The following is a 15,677-nucleotide window of genomic DNA, read 5'->3' on the forward strand; positions in this document are numbered from 1 at the left end:
GTGGCCAAGCTGACCGCGACGCCTTCGGTGACCGAAGGCGGCGAGATCACTTACACCATCACGCTGACCAACAAAGACGGCTTGCCGATCAACAACCACAGTGCATTGACCTTCACGCTGAGCGACGGCAAAACCACCATCACCATCCCGGCTAACGGTACAGCCGGCACTGCCACCGTGACTGCCCCGGACAACGTCTACGTCGGCGCCAACGACCCTGTGATCAAATCGATCGCTACCGTTGAAGGCGCAGATGTCGGCAAGTTCGAGCAACTGACGCTGGACAAGACCCCGGTCAGCACGTCGGTCACCGACGAGCCAGGCACCCCAGGCAACGAAGGCGACTTGGTCAAGGTCACTATTACTGCTGACCAGACCTCGGTGGCCGAGAACGTCAAACCGACCTTCACCGTGCACGTCAACCAGCCGCTGGCTCACGACCTGGTCGTGACCCTGAGCAACAACGCCCAGGTCACCATCAAGGCCGGTGAAACCAGCGCGCCGTACACCCACGCTGCGCAGGGTGATGACGTCTACAACGATGCTGGCCAGATCAGCCTGGGTATCAACTCGGCGGTGGACGCCACTGGCGCTACGTTCGAGAACCTGCAACTGGGCGGTGCGGCTACCGTTCAAGTGACCGATACCACCGACGAAGTAGTGGCCAAGCTGACCGCGACCCCTTCGGTCACCGAAGGTGGCGAGATCACTTACACCATCACGCTGACCAACAAAGACGGCCTGCCGATCAACAACCACAGTGCATTGACCTTCACGCTGAGCGACGGCAAAACCGTCATCACCGTGCCGGCTAATGGCACCGTGGGTACTGCCACCGTGACTGCCCCGGACAACGTCTACGTTGGCACCAACGACCCTGTGATCAAATCGATCGCAACCGTTGAAGGCGCGGATGTCGGCAAGTTCGAGCAACTGACGCTGGACAAGACCCCGGTCAGCACCGCTGTGACCGACGAACCAGGTACGGGAACTCCGGGCACCGGCAACCAGGGTGACGTCACCATCGTTGGTATTACCGGCACGTCTTCTCTGACCGAAGGTGAAACCGGCCAGTACACGCTGACCCTGAGCAACGCGTCCAAGTCCGAAGTCACTATCACCCTTAGCTACAGCGGTACCGCCAAAAACGGTGATGACTTCACCGGTGTTGCGACCGTGAAGATTCCGGCCAACAGCACAGGTACGACGTTCAACATCGCTACCATCGATGACAAACTGGTCGAAGGTACCGAGAACTTCGTCGTGAAGATCGAAGCCGCCACGGGTGGTAACTTCGAGAACCTGCAGGTTGATAGCAGCAAATCGAGCGTGACGACCACCATTCTCGACAATGACCACCTGCCGGTTTCGCCTGGCGGCGCAGTATTTGGCGTGGAGGACACCGATTACGTGTTTGCCTGGAGTGATTTCAAAGTCACTGATGCCGATGGCAACACTAACCTGTCTGTGACCATTACCTCGCTCCCGGCCGCCGGCAACTTGCAGTTCTTCAACGGTACTGCATGGGTAAATGTGGCCGTTGGCCAGGTGGTCAGCCAGGCTGATATCACTGCCAAGAACCTGAAGTTCGTTCCGGCCCTCAACCAGTCGGGTGCGGACAACTACGGTGGTACTGGCGTGGGTAACCAGAAGGCTGACTACGCTCAGTTCAAGTTCAAGCCGAACGATGGCACCAACTTGGGCAGCGAAGTGACCATGAAGGTCGACATCAGCCCGGTTGCCGACAAACCGACCCTGAGCTTCGGCAGCGCCGATATCGAGTCCAAAGGGCTGACCAAGGAAGTCTGGACCAGCCTCAAAGGCCTGGGTACTGGCGGCAACGGCATTACCGGCGAGGATCTGAAGACGGTCTTTGCCAACTCCGGCAGCGCGAACTCCAGCAGCACCACGACCAACGTGCAGTCCGATGGCAGCGTCACCGCTGGCACCGGTTCGAAAACGTCGGGCCTGATCTACCTGGAAGCCGGCAAGGTCTATACCTTCAGTGGTTTGGCCGACGATAGCTTTGTGGTCACCATCGGTGGCAAGACTGTAGTCACGGCCACTTGGGGAGCCGGTGGCGGGGTGTCGGGTACCTTTACCCCAAATACCAGCGGCTACTACCCGATCGAGGTCTACCATGCCAACCAGTCCGGTCCAGGCAGCTATGACCTGAACATCCAGGTAGGCTCCGGTGCCGTTACCGACCTGAGCAGCTCGAACGTCAAGATGTACCAGAACGTTACCGAGATGGCGAACGCAGGCCTGGGCGTGTCCGACCTGCACACCGTGAATGGTCAGAGCTACTACGACGGCTACAAGCTCAACGAAGGGCCTGAGGGTGGCTCGGTGAAACTGGTCGGTATTTCCACCGCCCTGACCGACACTGACGGCTCCGAAAGCCTGAACGTGACACTCAGCGGTATCCCGAAAGGTACCGTATTGAGCGATGGTGCAGGCCACACGGTCACGGTTGGTACTGCCCCGGTCGATGTGACAGGCTGGAAACTCAGCAGCCTGACGCTGACCCCACCGGCCTATTACAAAGGCTCGTTCGACATCACGGTTACCTCGACTGCCACCGAAAGCCTGGGCGGCTCGGCCATCACCACCGGCAATATCCCGGTGACGGTGTACGCTGCGACCTACAAGGCCAGTGTGGGTACCTCGGGCAATGACACGATGACCGGTAGTGAAGGCAACGACATCATCGTCGCTGACGTATCCGGGCTGAACGTGGTTCAGGGCAAGAACTACAACATCGCCTTCATGGTCGACAGCTCGGGCAGTATGAGCGACAAGTCGATTGCCGACGCCAAGACGCAGTTGGCCTCGGTGTTCAACACGCTCAAGGCCAGCCTGGGCTCGGACACCTCGGGTACCGTAAACATCTTCCTGGTCGACTTCGATACCCAGGTAAACAAGAACGTGGCAGTGAACCTTGCCGACCCGGATGCTTTGAGCAAGTTGCAGGCGGTATTGAACTCGATGGTGGGCGGCTACTACGGTGGCGGTACCAACTATGAAGACGCGTTCAAGACCACGTCCAACTTCTTCAACAGCACCATGGCCACCGGCAACAAAGGTGCGGAGAACCTGACTTACTTCATTACCGACGGTAAGCCAACCTATTATCAGAGCGGTGAGTCCACCAACCCTAGCCTGTGGAAGAATGGCAAGAGCCTGGATGATGTCGTCAACGTCAACAATTACAAGATGGGTGACACGTTCAGCGCCTGGGCCGATGCGACTCACAAGGTCGAGATCAGCAGCAATGGTGTGGTCAAAGTGCTGACCTATACCGAGAACCGCCGAGGTGAGTTGGTGCTTGACTCCACCAAGACGGTCGGCACCCTGCATGCACAAGGTGATGGTACCTATGAACTCTCCAGCCTGGACGGTACCGGCTACGCGGATTACTGGAACTATGTCTACTCGGCCGCAGGTTCTACTGAAAGTTTCGCAGTATTGGGCGGCACCAATGGCTTGAGCAAAGTCCAGGCTATCGGCCTGAACAGCGATGTCACGCTGAACGATCTGAAACCTTACGACAGTGCCGGCAAGCCACAGACCAATATCGACCCGTCCGATTTGGCCAAGGCGATTCTCGGTCACTCCGAAGCAACGGTGCCAGGTGCCGACACCATTGATAGTGGTAACGGCAACGACATCATCTTCGGTGACCTGATCACCCTCAACGGTGTCGTCAGCGAGGGCTACCAGGCCCTGCAGACGTACGTTGCACAGAAGAGCGGTGTTGAAGTCGGTGCTGTCACTACCAGCAATGTTCACCAGTACATCACCGAGCACTACACCGAGTTCGATATCTCCGGTGCCAAAGACGGCAATGACATCCTGTCGGGCGGCAATGGCAATGACATCCTCTTCGGCCAAGGTGGCAGCGACACGCTCGATGGTGGCAAAGGTAACGACATCCTGCTGGGCGGTACCGGCAATGACACCCTGATCGGTGGCCAGGGCGACGATATCCTGATCGGTGGCAGCGGTGCCGACACCTTCGTGTGGAAGGCTGGCGACATCGGTAACGACGTGATCAAGGACTTCAACAAGGCCGAGGGTGACCGTATCGACCTGAAGGACCTGCTGCAGGGCGAGAAGGGCAGCACCATCGACAACTACCTGAAGCTCACCACGGTGGAGGGTACGACCACGTTGCAAGTCAGCAGCGAAGGCAAGCTCAACGCCGAAGGTGGTATCGCCAACGCCGACGTGACCATCAAACTGGAAGGGGTGAACTGGTCCAACCAGACGATCAACTCGTTGATCAGCGGTGCCGATCCGACCATCATCATCCACAACAAGGACAGCTGACAGACTACCGGGGCCGCACAGCGGCCCCGGCTCTTTCCTGCTACCCGCCAACAGCGCATACTCTGGCGCCGGGCCTGCGCGCCCGGCGATCTTTGCCTATGCTGCTGTCTACCAACAAGGAACCAACGTGACGAGGGACATCGCCATGTTCTACGTGCAACGCAACGCCGCCGGCCAGTTGCTGCGGGTGGAAGCAGCCGCGTTTGATCAGTTCACCGAAATGCTCCCTTCAGACCATGCCGATATCCAGGAATGGTTTGCCGATGATGTCGTGGAAAACAGCCTCAACCAGCTCAAACAAAGCGACCTGGACATGATCCGCGTGCTCGAGGACCTGATCGACGTGCTGACCGCCAAGGGCGTGTTCAAGATCACCGACCTGCCCGCCGGCGCGCAGGCCAAGCTGCTCAACCGTTCCACGGCGCGCAAGGCGCTCAGCAGCCTCAATAACCTGATTGACGAAGAAGAGCAGGGCGGGCTGATCTGACTGCAGGGCGCTCCAGCGGCAGTGATATTGTTATTCCTTAATGGTATTTAAAATATTAGCTTTATGACTTTATAGTCGCTTTCACTGCGTACCCGTCGACCAATCGATGCGCCGCACGACTTGAACCCACACGGGAAATCCCCGTGCGTTTCTGATCGTTGCGCGCCATTGAGGTCGCGCATTGCGTGGGAGTGAAACATGTCAGCCGCCTTGAACGCCTTGTCGTCCATCGACAGCGCCCAGCCGCAAGTTTTTGAAGTTCGCCCCTTCTCGGGTGCCGTCGGCGCCGAGATCATAGGCCTGGACCTGGCCAAACCGGTCAGCGCCGAGGATTTCACCCGTATCCATCGCGCCCACCTCGACCACCATGTGCTGGTGTTCCGCGACCAGCGTATCAGCCCGGAACAGCAGATCGCCTTTAGCCGCCGCTTCGGTGAGTTACAGGTCCATGTGCTCAAGCAGTTCTTGCTGACTGGCCACCCCGAGATCCTGATCGTTTCCAACATCATCGAAAATGGCCAGAACATCGGCCTGGGTGATGCCGGCAAGTTCTGGCATTCGGATCTGTCGTACAAAGAGCTGCCAAGCCTCGGTTCCATGCTGCATGCCCAGGAACTGCCCAGTGAAGGCGGTGACACCCTGTTCGCCGACATGCATAAAGCCTGGGACGCTGTACCTGACACCCTGCGCAAAGTGGTCGAGGGCCGCAGTGCCGCTCACTCCTATACCGCCCGTTACGCTGAAACCAAATTCGAAGGCAACTGGCGCCCGACCCTGACTGCCGAGCAACTGGCGCAGGTAAAGGAGGTCATTCACCCGGTAGTCCGCACCCACCCGGAAAACGGCCGCAAGGCCCTGTTCGTCAGTGAAGGCTTCACTACCCGCATTGTCGGCCTGCCTGATGATGAAAGCCGCGACGTGCTGCAGCAGCTGTATGCCCTTAGCGTGCTTGAGCAGAACATTTACCGCCACCAGTGGCAGCCCCATGACCTGGTGTTCTGGGACAACCGCTCGCTGATCCACTTGGCCACCGGCTGCCCCGCGCACCTGCGGCGCAAGCTGTACCGCACCACCATCCAGGGCGATGCCCCGTTCTGACGACTGAGGACACCATCATGCGCAAATCCATCAGCCGCCTGGCGGCAAGCATCGGCCTGGGCGCAAGCCTGGTCGTCGGCAGCCTAGCCGCCCCCGCCGTGGCCCAGGCCGAAGGCAAGATCCGTATTGCCGAACAATTCGGCATCGTCTACCTGCTGCTGAACGTGGTGCGTGACCAGCACCTGATTGAGAAACACGGCAAGGAGCAGGGCATCGACATCGAAGTCGATTGGGCGCAGCTGTCGGGTGGCTCGGCCATCAACGACGCGTTGCTGTCCGGTTCGGTGGACATCGCCGGCGCCGGTGTCGGGCCGCTGTTGACCGTCTGGGACCGCACCAAGGGCCGGCAGAACGTGAAGGCCGTGGCTTCGCTGGGCAACTTCCCGTACTACCTGGTCAGCAGCAACCCCAACGTGAAGACCATCGCCGACATCTCCGACAAAGACCGTATCGCCGTTCCGGCGGTGGGTGTTTCGGTGCAGTCGCGCTTCCTGCAGTACGCCGCTGCCCAGCAGTGGGGCGACAAGGAATACAACCGCCTCGACAAATACACCTTGGCCGTGCCGCACCCGGACGCCACCGCCGCGCTGTTGGCGGGCGGCACCGAGCTGAACGGGCACTTCTCCAACCCGCCGTTCCAGGACCAGGTGCTGGCCAACAAGGACGTGCACGTGGTGCTCAACAGCTACGACCTGCTCGGCCCCAACTCGCCGACCTTGCTGTTTGCTACCGAGAAGTTCCGCAAGGACAACCCCAAGACCTACAAGGCCTTTGTCGATGCCCTGGCCGAAGCCGCAGACTTCGCCCAGAAAGACAAGGCCGCTGCCGCCGACACCTATATCCGCGTAACCAAGGCCAAGATCGACCGCGACGCGCTGATCAAGCTGATCGACAACCCGCAGTACGAATTTACCGTTACGCCCAAGAACACCTACAAGCTGGCCGATTTTCTCTATCGGGTAGGCGCCATCAAGCACAAGCCGCAATCGTGGAAGGACTACTTCTTCCAGGATGAACGCCCGCTGCAGGGGAGCTGACCGATCATGACCGCCCCATTGCCAGGCCACACGGCCAGCAACCTGAGCCGTGTTGCAACGCCGCCTTTGCTCAAGGTGGATAACCTCAGCCTCGAATACCGTACTGCGCAACGCGTGGTGCGGGCCACTCATCAGGTCAGCTTCGAAGTCGACCGCGCTGATCGTTTTGTACTGCTCGGCCCCTCCGGCTGTGGCAAGTCCACCCTGCTCAAAGCCGTGGCCGGTTTTATCCAGCCGCAAGAAGGCCAGATTCTGCTGCAGGGCCAGACAGTTCGTGGCCCAGGCCCCGACCGCATCGTGGTGTTCCAGGAGTTTGACCAGTTGCCGCCGTGGAAAACGGTGAAGCAGAACGTCATCTTTCCGCTGCTGGTGTCTGGCCAACTCAAGCGTGAGGAGGCGGAGGAGCGGGCGCTGCATTATTTGGAGAAGGTCGGTCTGGCCGCCTTTGCCGATGCTTATCCACACACGTTGTCCGGTGGTATGAAGGCACGTGTGGCAATTGCCCGGGCCTTGGCCACCCAGCCCAAGATCCTGTTGATGGATGAGCCGTTCGCCGCCCTGGATGCGCTGACCCGGCGCAAGATGCAGGAAGAACTGCTGCTGCTGTGGGAGGAAGTGCGGTTCACCCTGTTGTTCGTCACCCACTCCATCGAAGAAGCGCTGGTGGTCGGCAACCGTATCCTGTTGTTGTCGCCCCACCCGGGGCGGGTGCGCGCCGAAGTGCACAGCCATCAATACGGCCTGGGCAGCCTGGGTGGCAGCGACTTCCAGGCCAGTGCCCGGCGTATCCACCGTTTGCTGTTCGATGAAGCCGATATCCCGGAACAGCCTGACAACCTTGGGTTCAACGATATTCGTATCGCCTACTGACAGGAGCCTCAGCCATGACCACTACACCTGTACGCCAGGAATACGAGGTGCAGCTGGAGCCTCTGCTCAGTGTGCCTGTAGAACGACAACTCCCCTTGGCCCAACGCCTGTGGCAGCAAGGCTGGTTGAGAAAGGCGGTCATATTGCTGGTGATCGCTGTGCTATGGGAAGCCGTTGCCCGCTACCAGGACAATGACCTGCTGCTGCCAAGCTTTCTGCAAACCGCCACGGCGCTATGGGACGGCATGATCAGTGGCGAACTGCCCGCCAAGGTCGGTGTTTCGCTGGTAATACTGCTCAAAGGCTATGTGCTGGGTATCGTCCTGGCCTTTGGCCTGACCAGCCTGGCGGTGTCGACCCAATTGGGCCGAGACTTACTGGGCACACTGACCTCGATGTTCAACCCGTTGCCGGCCATTGCCCTGCTGCCGCTGGCCTTGCTGTGGTTCGGGCTGGGTGACAACAGCCTGATCTTCGTGCTGGTGCATTCGGTGCTATGGGCGTTGGCGCTGAATACTTATGCCGGCTTCCTCGGTGTGTCGGAGACGCTGCGCATGGCTGGCCGCAACTATGGTCTGAAGGGCCTGCGGCTGGTATTGCACATCCTTGTGCCAGCAGCCCTGCCGTCGATCTTGTCGGGGTTGAAGATCGGCTGGGCGTTTGCCTGGCGTACCCTGATCGCCGCTGAATTGGTGTTTGGTGCCAGCAGTGGCAAAGGCGGGTTGGGTTGGTACATCTTCCAGAACCGCAACGAACTGTATACCGACAAGGTCTTTGCCGGGTTGGCGGTGGTGATCCTGATCGGTCTGCTGGTGGAAGGGCTGGTGTTCAATACGCTGGAGCGGTTGACGGTGCGGCGATGGGGGATGCAGCGCTAGCCGGTTAGCCAGTACCGGCCTTTTCGCGGCAGATTGACGCTAGAATCCGCGTCTGCGGGATCTTCGTCCTTGAAAGAGGGGCGAGGCGCCGAACCGCCGCGAAAGACCCTGTACTGGCTACAAATTCTGGTACTGAGCTGCCGCATTGCTCAGAATTTTGCCAATCTCTTCCCGCAAGCCGGCAGGCTGCTCAACTACCACCCCGTCCCCATGGCTCAACAGCCACCAGCGTAATGGCCAGCCGTCACTTACCGTGCCGCGTAACCGATGCCCATGCTCCAGTGCCGTCAGCTGCATGTCGCTGCTCAACGGCGCATCCCGCAACTGCCGCGCCAGTGCATCGCTGATTCGCGCAACCAGCTCCACGCCCTCACCCTGCGATGGCTGCAACGCATCCCCTCGCAGATGTGTCAGCAAGTCGAAATTACCGCGCAATTCGCCCACGGCACTGGCCGACCAGTGCCAACCGAACGGAATGCTCTTGTCATTGCGCTCCAGCGGGAATATCAGCGAAAGCTCGTTGAGGTCACGCTCGACAGTGCGTTTGCTGACCGTGAACCCCACGTCACGCAGGCGCCAGACCAGCTCGGCGCTGGTTATGCCTGGGGAACGGCTGGGCAACTGGCGCAGCAGCGCCCACTGTCGGCTAAGGGTGGCGCGAGTGGTGGCGAACGGCAAAAGATAACGTCCTTGTCTAGGCTTGCCGCAATAGGATGGCGGCATGCGAGGGGCATGGCAATTGGCCACAGCCTGCTCAGATCAAGGAAGTCGCATTTGGTTGCCTCGTGCCGGTTCGTTCGCGACAGGTTTTGACGTGACATCACGCAGAATCACGCCTCATCACAGCCGAAGGTTGGGGTTGTGCGTCGTTCAATGAGGATGAACATGTCTGTTGCCAGCAATATCCATTCGCTACTTGCCCGCCTTCTGCCCGAGCGGGTCATCGCCCCTCCTGCCCCTGCAGGAAGGCGACAGCGGCTGTTCTCCGGTGTGGGCTTGCCCAGCCAGCGGTCACTGCTGGTCAACCGCCTGGATGAGGCCAACGACCTGCAGGCGGTGTATGTCGACCTGCGGCGCCAGGCATTGCAAGGCAGCGTGTCCGCATTGAACGATCTCGGCTGGATCTGGCTCAACGGCAAATACTGGCGGGCCGATACCGTGCTGGCCGGGCACCTGTTGCGCATGGCGGCCCTGCAGGGCAATGCTGCTGCCTGGTTCAACCTTGGGCAACAACACTACTTCGGCAAAGGCATCGACCCTTCCTATGTGCAGGCGGCGGAGTGTTACCGGCAGGCCTTCGACCGCGGCATGCTGCATGCCGCCGCCGCACTGGGTGACCTGTACGAGGAGGAGGTGTGTGACGGTGACCTGGAGTGGCAGGTTGACCTGGTACAGGCTTACCAGTGGTTCATGCGTGGCGCCGAACAGGGCGAGGCGCGTTGTCGTTTTGAAGTGGGCTATCGGTTGATGCATGGGCTGCACGTAGAGGCCAACCTCAAGGCAGCGTTGTACTGGCTTGAGCTGGCGGCAGCGGCGGGGGTGGTGCAAGCGGCAGAGGAGCTGGCGGTGCATTTCAGCAGCCGTGATGCGGTGCGGTATCAGGAGTGGCGGGACCGGGCGGTGCAAATGGGCAGTACATTGGCCTTGACCATGAAGCTGGAAGACCAGATCCAGCCCTGAGTATTTCTCTCCAGTGCTGCACAGGGATTGCGTAGGTCCCGAACCCGGTGCAGCCCTTGTGTGCGGGTTTACCCGCGAAGCGCGCCAGCGCTGGCTGAAAAATGAACAACATTTAACCCAGGCTATCCGTCGCCCCCTGTTGACGAGAGGGGGATGTCGGGGCGTATATTGATAGTTAGCAAACTATGAATATACTTGGTTCTTTTCATGTCCCTTGATTTCCTGCGCCTGCAAGTCAGCAGTGGCCTGGTAGTTGCTGCCCGCCACTGGCGGCGCATCTGTCATACCGCCTTGACCGGCTACGGCATTTCCGAGGCCTGCGCTGCGCCGTTGCTGATGATCGTGCGCCTGGGCGACGGCGTGCACCAGGTGGCTGTGGCCCAGGCCGCCGGCCTGGAAAGCCCGTCGCTGGTACGCCTGCTTGACCAGCTGTGCAAAGCTGGCCTGGTGTGCCGCAGCGAAGACCCACTGGATCGCCGCGCCAAGGCACTGAGCCTGACTGCCGAAGGCCGTGCCCTGGCCGAAGCCATTGAAGCCGAACTGGTGCGCTTGCGCCGCGATGTGCTCGGCGGTATCGATCAGGCCGACCTGGAAGCTGCCTTGCGTGTGCTTCGTGCCTTCGAGGCTGCCGGTCTGGGCAGCGCAGGTGGGGTGGCATGAACGGTTTCTTCAGCTCTGTCCCTCCGGCCCGTGACTGGTTCTACGGCGTGCGCACCTTCGGCGCGTCCATGATTGCCCTTTACATTGCTCTGCTCATGCAACTGCCGCGTCCCTACTGGGCCATGGCGACGGTGTACATCGTCTCCAGCCCCTTCGTCGGCCCGACCAGCTCCAAGGCGTTGTACCGTGCCGTCGGCACGTTGCTCGGCGCTGGCGGAGCAATCTTCCTGGTGCCGCCGCTGGTGCAGTCACCGTTGCTGCTGAGCATCGCCATTGCCCTGTGGACCGGCACCTTGCTGTTCCTTTCGTTGAACCTGCGCACGGCCAACAACTACGTGCTGATGCTGGCCGGTTATACCCTGCCGATGATTGCCTTGGCCGTGGTGGATAATCCGCTGGCAGTGTTCGATGTGGCCTCTTCTCGCGCGCAGGAAATCTGTTTGGGAATTGTCTGCGCGGCAGTCGTCGGGGCTATCTTCTGGCCGCGCCGGCTGGCACCGGTGGTAGTCGGTGCCATCGGAAACTGGTTCAACGAGGCGATTCGCTACAGCGACACCTTCCTGGCCCGCGATGCCAGTGCCGACAAGGTCGGCGGGATGCGCGGGGCGATGGTCACCACCTTCAACTCGCTGGAGCTGATGATCGGTCAGCTCGCCCACGAAGGTGCCGGCCCGCATACCCTGAAGAACGCCCGCGAATTGCGCGGGCGGATGATCCATCTGCTGCCGGTGATCGACGCCCTCGACGACGCACTGGTAGCCCTGGAAGGCCGCGCCCCGGCCCAGTTCGCCCAGCTTCAACCCGTGCTTGAAGCGGCTCGTGAATGGCTCAAAGGCACTGCCGACAGCGCTTCGGTAGCGCACTGGGCAACGTTGCACGAGCAGATCGGCCGCTTGCAGCCCGCTACAGCCGCCCTCGACCAGCGCGCCGAGCTGCTGTTGTCCAACGCCCTGTACCGCCTGACCGAATGGGCCGACCTGTGGCAGGACTGCTGCACCCTGCAGCATGCCCTGCGTACCGATGATGCCAAGCCTTGGCGTGCGGTGTATCGCCACTGGCGGCTGGGCCGCCTGACAGCGTTTTTCGACCGTGGCCTGATGCTGTACTCGGTAGCCTCCACGGTCCTGGCGATCGTGGTCGCCTGCGGCCTGTGGATCGGACTGGGCTGGAACGACGGCGCCAGTGCGGTAATCCTCGCGGCAGTTGCGTGCAGCTTCTTCGCCGCCATGGACGACCCGGCACCGCAGATCTACCGGTTCTTTTTCTGGACGCTGATGTCGGTCATCTTCTCCAGTCTGTACCTGTTTTTGGTACTGCCCAACCTGCACGACTTCCCGATGCTGGTGCTGGCCTTTGCCGTGCCGTTCATCTGCATAGGCACTCTGACCGTACAGCCGCGCTTCTACCTGGGCACCTTGCTGACCATCGTCAACACGTCGACCTTCATCAGCATCCAGGGCGCCTACGACGCCGACTTCTTCACCTTCCTCAACTCCAACCTTGCCGGCCCCGCGGGCCTTCTGTTCGCCTTTATCTGGACCCTCGTGATGCGCCCGTTCGGCGTGGAGCTGGCGGCCAAGCGCATGACCCGCTTCGCCTGGCGCGACATCGTCGAAATGACCGAGCCTGCGACCTTGGCCGAGCACCGCCAGGTTGGCGTACAGATGCTCGACCGCCTGATGCAGCACCTGCCACGCCTGTCGCAAACCGGCCAGGACAGTGGTGTGGCACTGCGCGACCTGCGCGTAGGGTTGAACCTGCTCGACCTGCTGGCGTACATGCCGCGCGCCGGCCAGCAGGCTCGCGAGCGCCTGAACACTGTGGTCGAGGAAGTCGGTGCGCACTACGCCGCCTGCCTGCGTGCTGGCGAACGCCTGCATGCCCCGGCCGCACTGTTACGCAACATGGAACGCGCTCGCCTGGCGCTGAACCTGGACGAGCTGTACGAGCGCGGTGATGCCCGCACCCACCTGCTGCATGCCCTGAGCGGCCTGCGCCTGGCGCTGTTGCCGGGTGTGGAGGTGATGCTCGAGCCAGCTGAACAACCGCAACTGCCCCCCGGCCTCGACGGAGCACCCCTGTGATTGGTGAACTGGATATCAGCGGGGTGTTCCTGCCCACGCTGCTGGTGATGATGTTTGGCACCTACCTGCTGTTCCTGGGGGTGCACGCGGTGCTGGTGCGCCTGCATTTCTACCGCCTGGTCTGGCACCGGGCGTTGTTCAACGTTGCTCTGTATGCCGTGCTGCTTGGTGCGGTGGACCACTTTTGCCGAAACCTGATGCTGCCATGAAAAAACCTATGCTGACCTTGGGCCGTGTGGTCCTGACCTTGCTGGTAGTGACCTTCGCCGCCGTGCTCGTGTGGCAGATGGTGGTCTACTACATGTTTGCCCCCTGGACCCGTGACGGCCACATACGCGCCGACGTGATCCAGATCGCCCCCGATGTGTCGGGATTGATCCAGAAGGTCGAGGTGCGCGACAACCAGACCGTCAAACGTGGCGACGTGCTGTTCACCATCGACCAGGACCGCTTCACCTTGGCCCTGCGTCAAGCCAAGGCAACCCTTGGCGAGCGCCAGGAGACCCTCGCCCAGGCTTCCCGCGAAGCGCAGCGCAACCGCAAGCTGGGCAACCTGGTGGCCGCCGAGCAACTGGAAGAAAGCCAGTCCCGCGAGGCCCGTGCCCGTTCGGCCGTCAGCGAGGCGCAAGTGGCTGTCGATACTGCCCAGCTCAACCTTGACCGCTCAGTGGTGCGCAGCCCGGTAGACGGCTACCTCAACGACCGCGCGCCGCGTAACCACGAGTTCGTCACCGCCGGCCGCCCGGTGCTGTCGGTGGTCGATAGCGCCTCGTACCATGTCGATGGCTACTTCGAGGAAACCAAGCTTGGCGGTATACACATCGGCGATGCCGTGGACATCCGTGTGATGGGCGACAACACCCGCCTGCGCGGCCATGTGCAGAGCTTTGCCGCTGGCATCGAAGACCGCGACCGCAGCAGTGGCGCCAACCTGCTGCCTAACGTTAACCCGGCGTTCAGTTGGGTTCGCCTGGCCCAGCGCATCCCGGTGCGCATCGCCTTTGACGAAGTGCCGCAAGACTTCCGCATGATCGCCGGGCGTACTGCCACGGTGTCGATCATCGAGGGCCAGCGCCCATGAAACAGCTGATCCTGGCTGGCCTGTGCCTGTCGCTGGGGGCCTGCATGATGGTGGGGCCCGACTATGAGGTGCCTGGGGATGCGGCTGTGCAACGCAATGACCTGAACGGCCCGCTGCGCCAGGATGCCGACAGCGTCGTGTCGGCACCGGTCCCCGAGGACTGGTGGCAGCTGTATCAGGATCAGCGGCTGAATGAACTGGTGCGCCAGGCGCTGAGTGCCAACACCGAATTGCGCGTGGCGGCGGCCAACATCGCCAAAGCTCGCGCCCAGGTGGAGGTGGCTGAAGCGCAAGGCGGCTTCAACGGTGGCGTCAAGCTCGGCGCTCAGCGGCTGCAGGAGTCGGGCGAAGCTTTCCTGCAGCCTGAAAAGGTACCGGTAGCCAACATCGGTGAGGCCATCATCAGTGCCTCGTACCAGTTCGACCTGTGGGGCACCTTCAAGCGTGGTACCGAGGCTGCCAAGGCAAATGCCGACGCAGTGCAGGCCGCTGCCGACACTGCCCGCATCACGCTTGTGGCGGACGTGGTCAAGGCTTATACCCAGGTGTGCTCGGCCAACGAGGAATACCACATTGCCCGTGAGTCCCTCGATTTGCAGGAGCAAAGCGTGAAACTCAACCAGCGCCTGCGCGATGCTGGGCGTGGTGATGAAACCCAGGTCACCCGCTCCCAGACCCAGTTCAAATCGTTGCGTGCCGAACTGCCACGCTTCAAGGCCGAACGCGAGACGGGCATGTACACCCTAGCTGCGCTGCTGGCCAGGCCGGTCGACCAGTTGCCTGCCGGTACCGCCGATTGCGCCGAGCTGCCGCACCTGAACCAGCTGGTCCCGGTGGGCGATGGTGCGGCCCTGCTCAAGCGCCGCCCCGACGTGCGCCAGGCCGAACGCCAGCTGGCTGCCGCCACTGCCTATATTGGCGTAGCCACCGGCGCCTTGTACCCGGACATCAGCATTGGCGCCCAGGTTGGCACCATCGGTATCCTGGAGAACCTCGGCGAGCCTTCGACCAACCGCTGGGGCTTTGGCCCGCAGATCAGCTGGACCATCCCCACCAACGGCACCCGTGCCCGCATTCGCATGGCCGAAGCCTCGACCCAGGCGGCCCTGGCGAACTTCGATGGGGTTGTGCTGAACGCCATCCGCGAGACCCAGACCCGCCTGGCGCAATACAGCGCCTTGCTCGATCGGCGCGATGCGCTGGCCGAGGCGGAGAAATCGGCCAAGGAAGCGGCGGACCAGACGCACCGGTATTACCAGGCGGGGCGTGAATCGTTCCTGGCGGATTTGCAGGCGACGCGGACCTATACCGATATGCGTGCGCAGTTGGCTGCGGCCAATAGCCAAGTGGCGCTGGGGCAAATTGGCGTGTTCCTGGCGTTGGGTGGTGGTTGGAAGGGGATCGCCAAGCCCTGACGCGATCCTTGAGGGCTGGTCCTCTATGCCACCCACTTCATCTGATTTGTTGCAA

Annotated in this window: 13 protein-coding genes; 12 read left to right on the forward strand and 1 reads right to left on the reverse strand. The window is 61.3% G+C overall.

Annotation, left to right across the window (positions count from 1 at the left end):
* The 6 genes from ACF8Q6_RS22025 to ACF8Q6_RS22050 form a co-directional block, all read left to right on the forward strand.
* Window positions 1-4,332 (forward strand): immunoglobulin-like domain-containing protein (locus ACF8Q6_RS22025; RefSeq protein ID WP_392499466.1); only part of this gene is annotated, 4,332 nt, incomplete at its 5' end.
* A 145-nt stretch (window positions 4,333-4,477) separates the two neighbouring features.
* The gene (locus ACF8Q6_RS22030) at window positions 4,478-4,819 is read left to right on the forward strand and encodes a hypothetical protein (protein WP_003255921.1); all 342 of its coding nucleotides are present in this window, start codon (window positions 4,478-4,480) and stop codon (window positions 4,817-4,819) included.
* Between the two features lie 198 nt (window positions 4,820-5,017).
* Window positions 5,018-5,917, forward strand: a complete 900-nt coding sequence (locus tag ACF8Q6_RS22035; RefSeq protein WP_392494288.1) for a TauD/TfdA dioxygenase family protein — start codon at window positions 5,018-5,020, stop codon at window positions 5,915-5,917.
* A gap of 17 nt (window positions 5,918-5,934) precedes the next feature.
* Window positions 5,935-6,954, forward strand: a complete 1,020-nt coding sequence (locus tag ACF8Q6_RS22040; RefSeq protein WP_003255916.1) for an ABC transporter substrate-binding protein — start codon at window positions 5,935-5,937, stop codon at window positions 6,952-6,954.
* 6 nt (window positions 6,955-6,960) lie between these two features.
* A complete protein-coding gene (locus ACF8Q6_RS22045) occupies window positions 6,961-7,824 on the forward strand; it encodes an ABC transporter ATP-binding protein (protein WP_392494289.1) in 864 nt (287 codons plus the stop codon).
* A 14-nt stretch (window positions 7,825-7,838) separates the two neighbouring features.
* Entirely contained in the window at window positions 7,839-8,702 is an 864-nt protein-coding gene (locus ACF8Q6_RS22050) for an ABC transporter permease (RefSeq protein ID WP_011953178.1), read from the forward strand.
* Between the two features lie 117 nt (window positions 8,703-8,819).
* On the opposite strand, the gene ACF8Q6_RS22055 is transcribed toward ACF8Q6_RS22050, so the two are convergent.
* On the reverse strand, window positions 8,820-9,380 hold the full coding sequence (locus ACF8Q6_RS22055; protein ID WP_070096106.1) for a WYL domain-containing protein: 561 nt from the start codon (window positions 9,378-9,380) through the stop codon (window positions 8,820-8,822).
* Window positions 9,381-9,587: 207 nt separating this feature from the next.
* On the opposite strand from ACF8Q6_RS22055, the gene ACF8Q6_RS22060 reads away from it, so the two are divergent.
* The 6 genes from ACF8Q6_RS22060 to ACF8Q6_RS22085 all read left to right on the forward strand — a co-directional run bounded on the left by ACF8Q6_RS22060 (window position 9,588) and on the right by ACF8Q6_RS22085 (window position 15,622).
* Window positions 9,588-10,382, forward strand: coding sequence for a tetratricopeptide repeat protein (locus ACF8Q6_RS22060; RefSeq protein ID WP_017147865.1), 795 nt, complete (start codon window positions 9,588-9,590; stop codon window positions 10,380-10,382).
* A gap of 207 nt (window positions 10,383-10,589) precedes the next feature.
* On the forward strand, window positions 10,590-11,042 hold the full coding sequence (locus tag ACF8Q6_RS22065; RefSeq protein ID WP_003255908.1) for a MarR family winged helix-turn-helix transcriptional regulator: 453 nt from the start codon (window positions 10,590-10,592) through the stop codon (window positions 11,040-11,042).
* Window positions 11,039-13,126 (forward strand): FUSC family protein, encoded by a 2,088-nt coding sequence (locus ACF8Q6_RS22070; RefSeq protein ID WP_392494292.1) that lies wholly within the window; start codon window positions 11,039-11,041, stop codon window positions 13,124-13,126. The genes ACF8Q6_RS22065 and ACF8Q6_RS22070 overlap by 4 nt, the downstream gene beginning before the upstream one ends.
* Complete coding sequence (locus tag ACF8Q6_RS22075; protein WP_003255905.1) at window positions 13,123-13,335, forward strand: DUF1656 domain-containing protein; 213 nt, start codon at window positions 13,123-13,125, stop codon at window positions 13,333-13,335. Before ACF8Q6_RS22070 ends, ACF8Q6_RS22075 begins: the two co-directional genes overlap by 4 nt.
* The gene (locus tag ACF8Q6_RS22080) at window positions 13,332-14,207 is read left to right on the forward strand and encodes an HlyD family secretion protein (protein WP_003255903.1); all 876 of its coding nucleotides are present in this window, start codon (window positions 13,332-13,334) and stop codon (window positions 14,205-14,207) included. Before ACF8Q6_RS22075 ends, ACF8Q6_RS22080 begins: the two co-directional genes overlap by 4 nt.
* The gene (locus ACF8Q6_RS22085; RefSeq protein WP_392494293.1) at window positions 14,204-15,622 is read left to right on the forward strand and encodes an efflux transporter outer membrane subunit; all 1,419 of its coding nucleotides are present in this window, start codon (window positions 14,204-14,206) and stop codon (window positions 15,620-15,622) included. The genes ACF8Q6_RS22080 and ACF8Q6_RS22085 overlap by 4 nt, the downstream gene beginning before the upstream one ends.
* Window positions 15,623-15,677: the final 55 nt, after the last annotated feature.

Source organism: Pseudomonas sp. GLN_2, from assembly GCF_043106005.1.
Lineage (GTDB): Bacteria > Pseudomonadota > Gammaproteobacteria > Pseudomonadales > Pseudomonadaceae > Aquipseudomonas > Aquipseudomonas alloputida.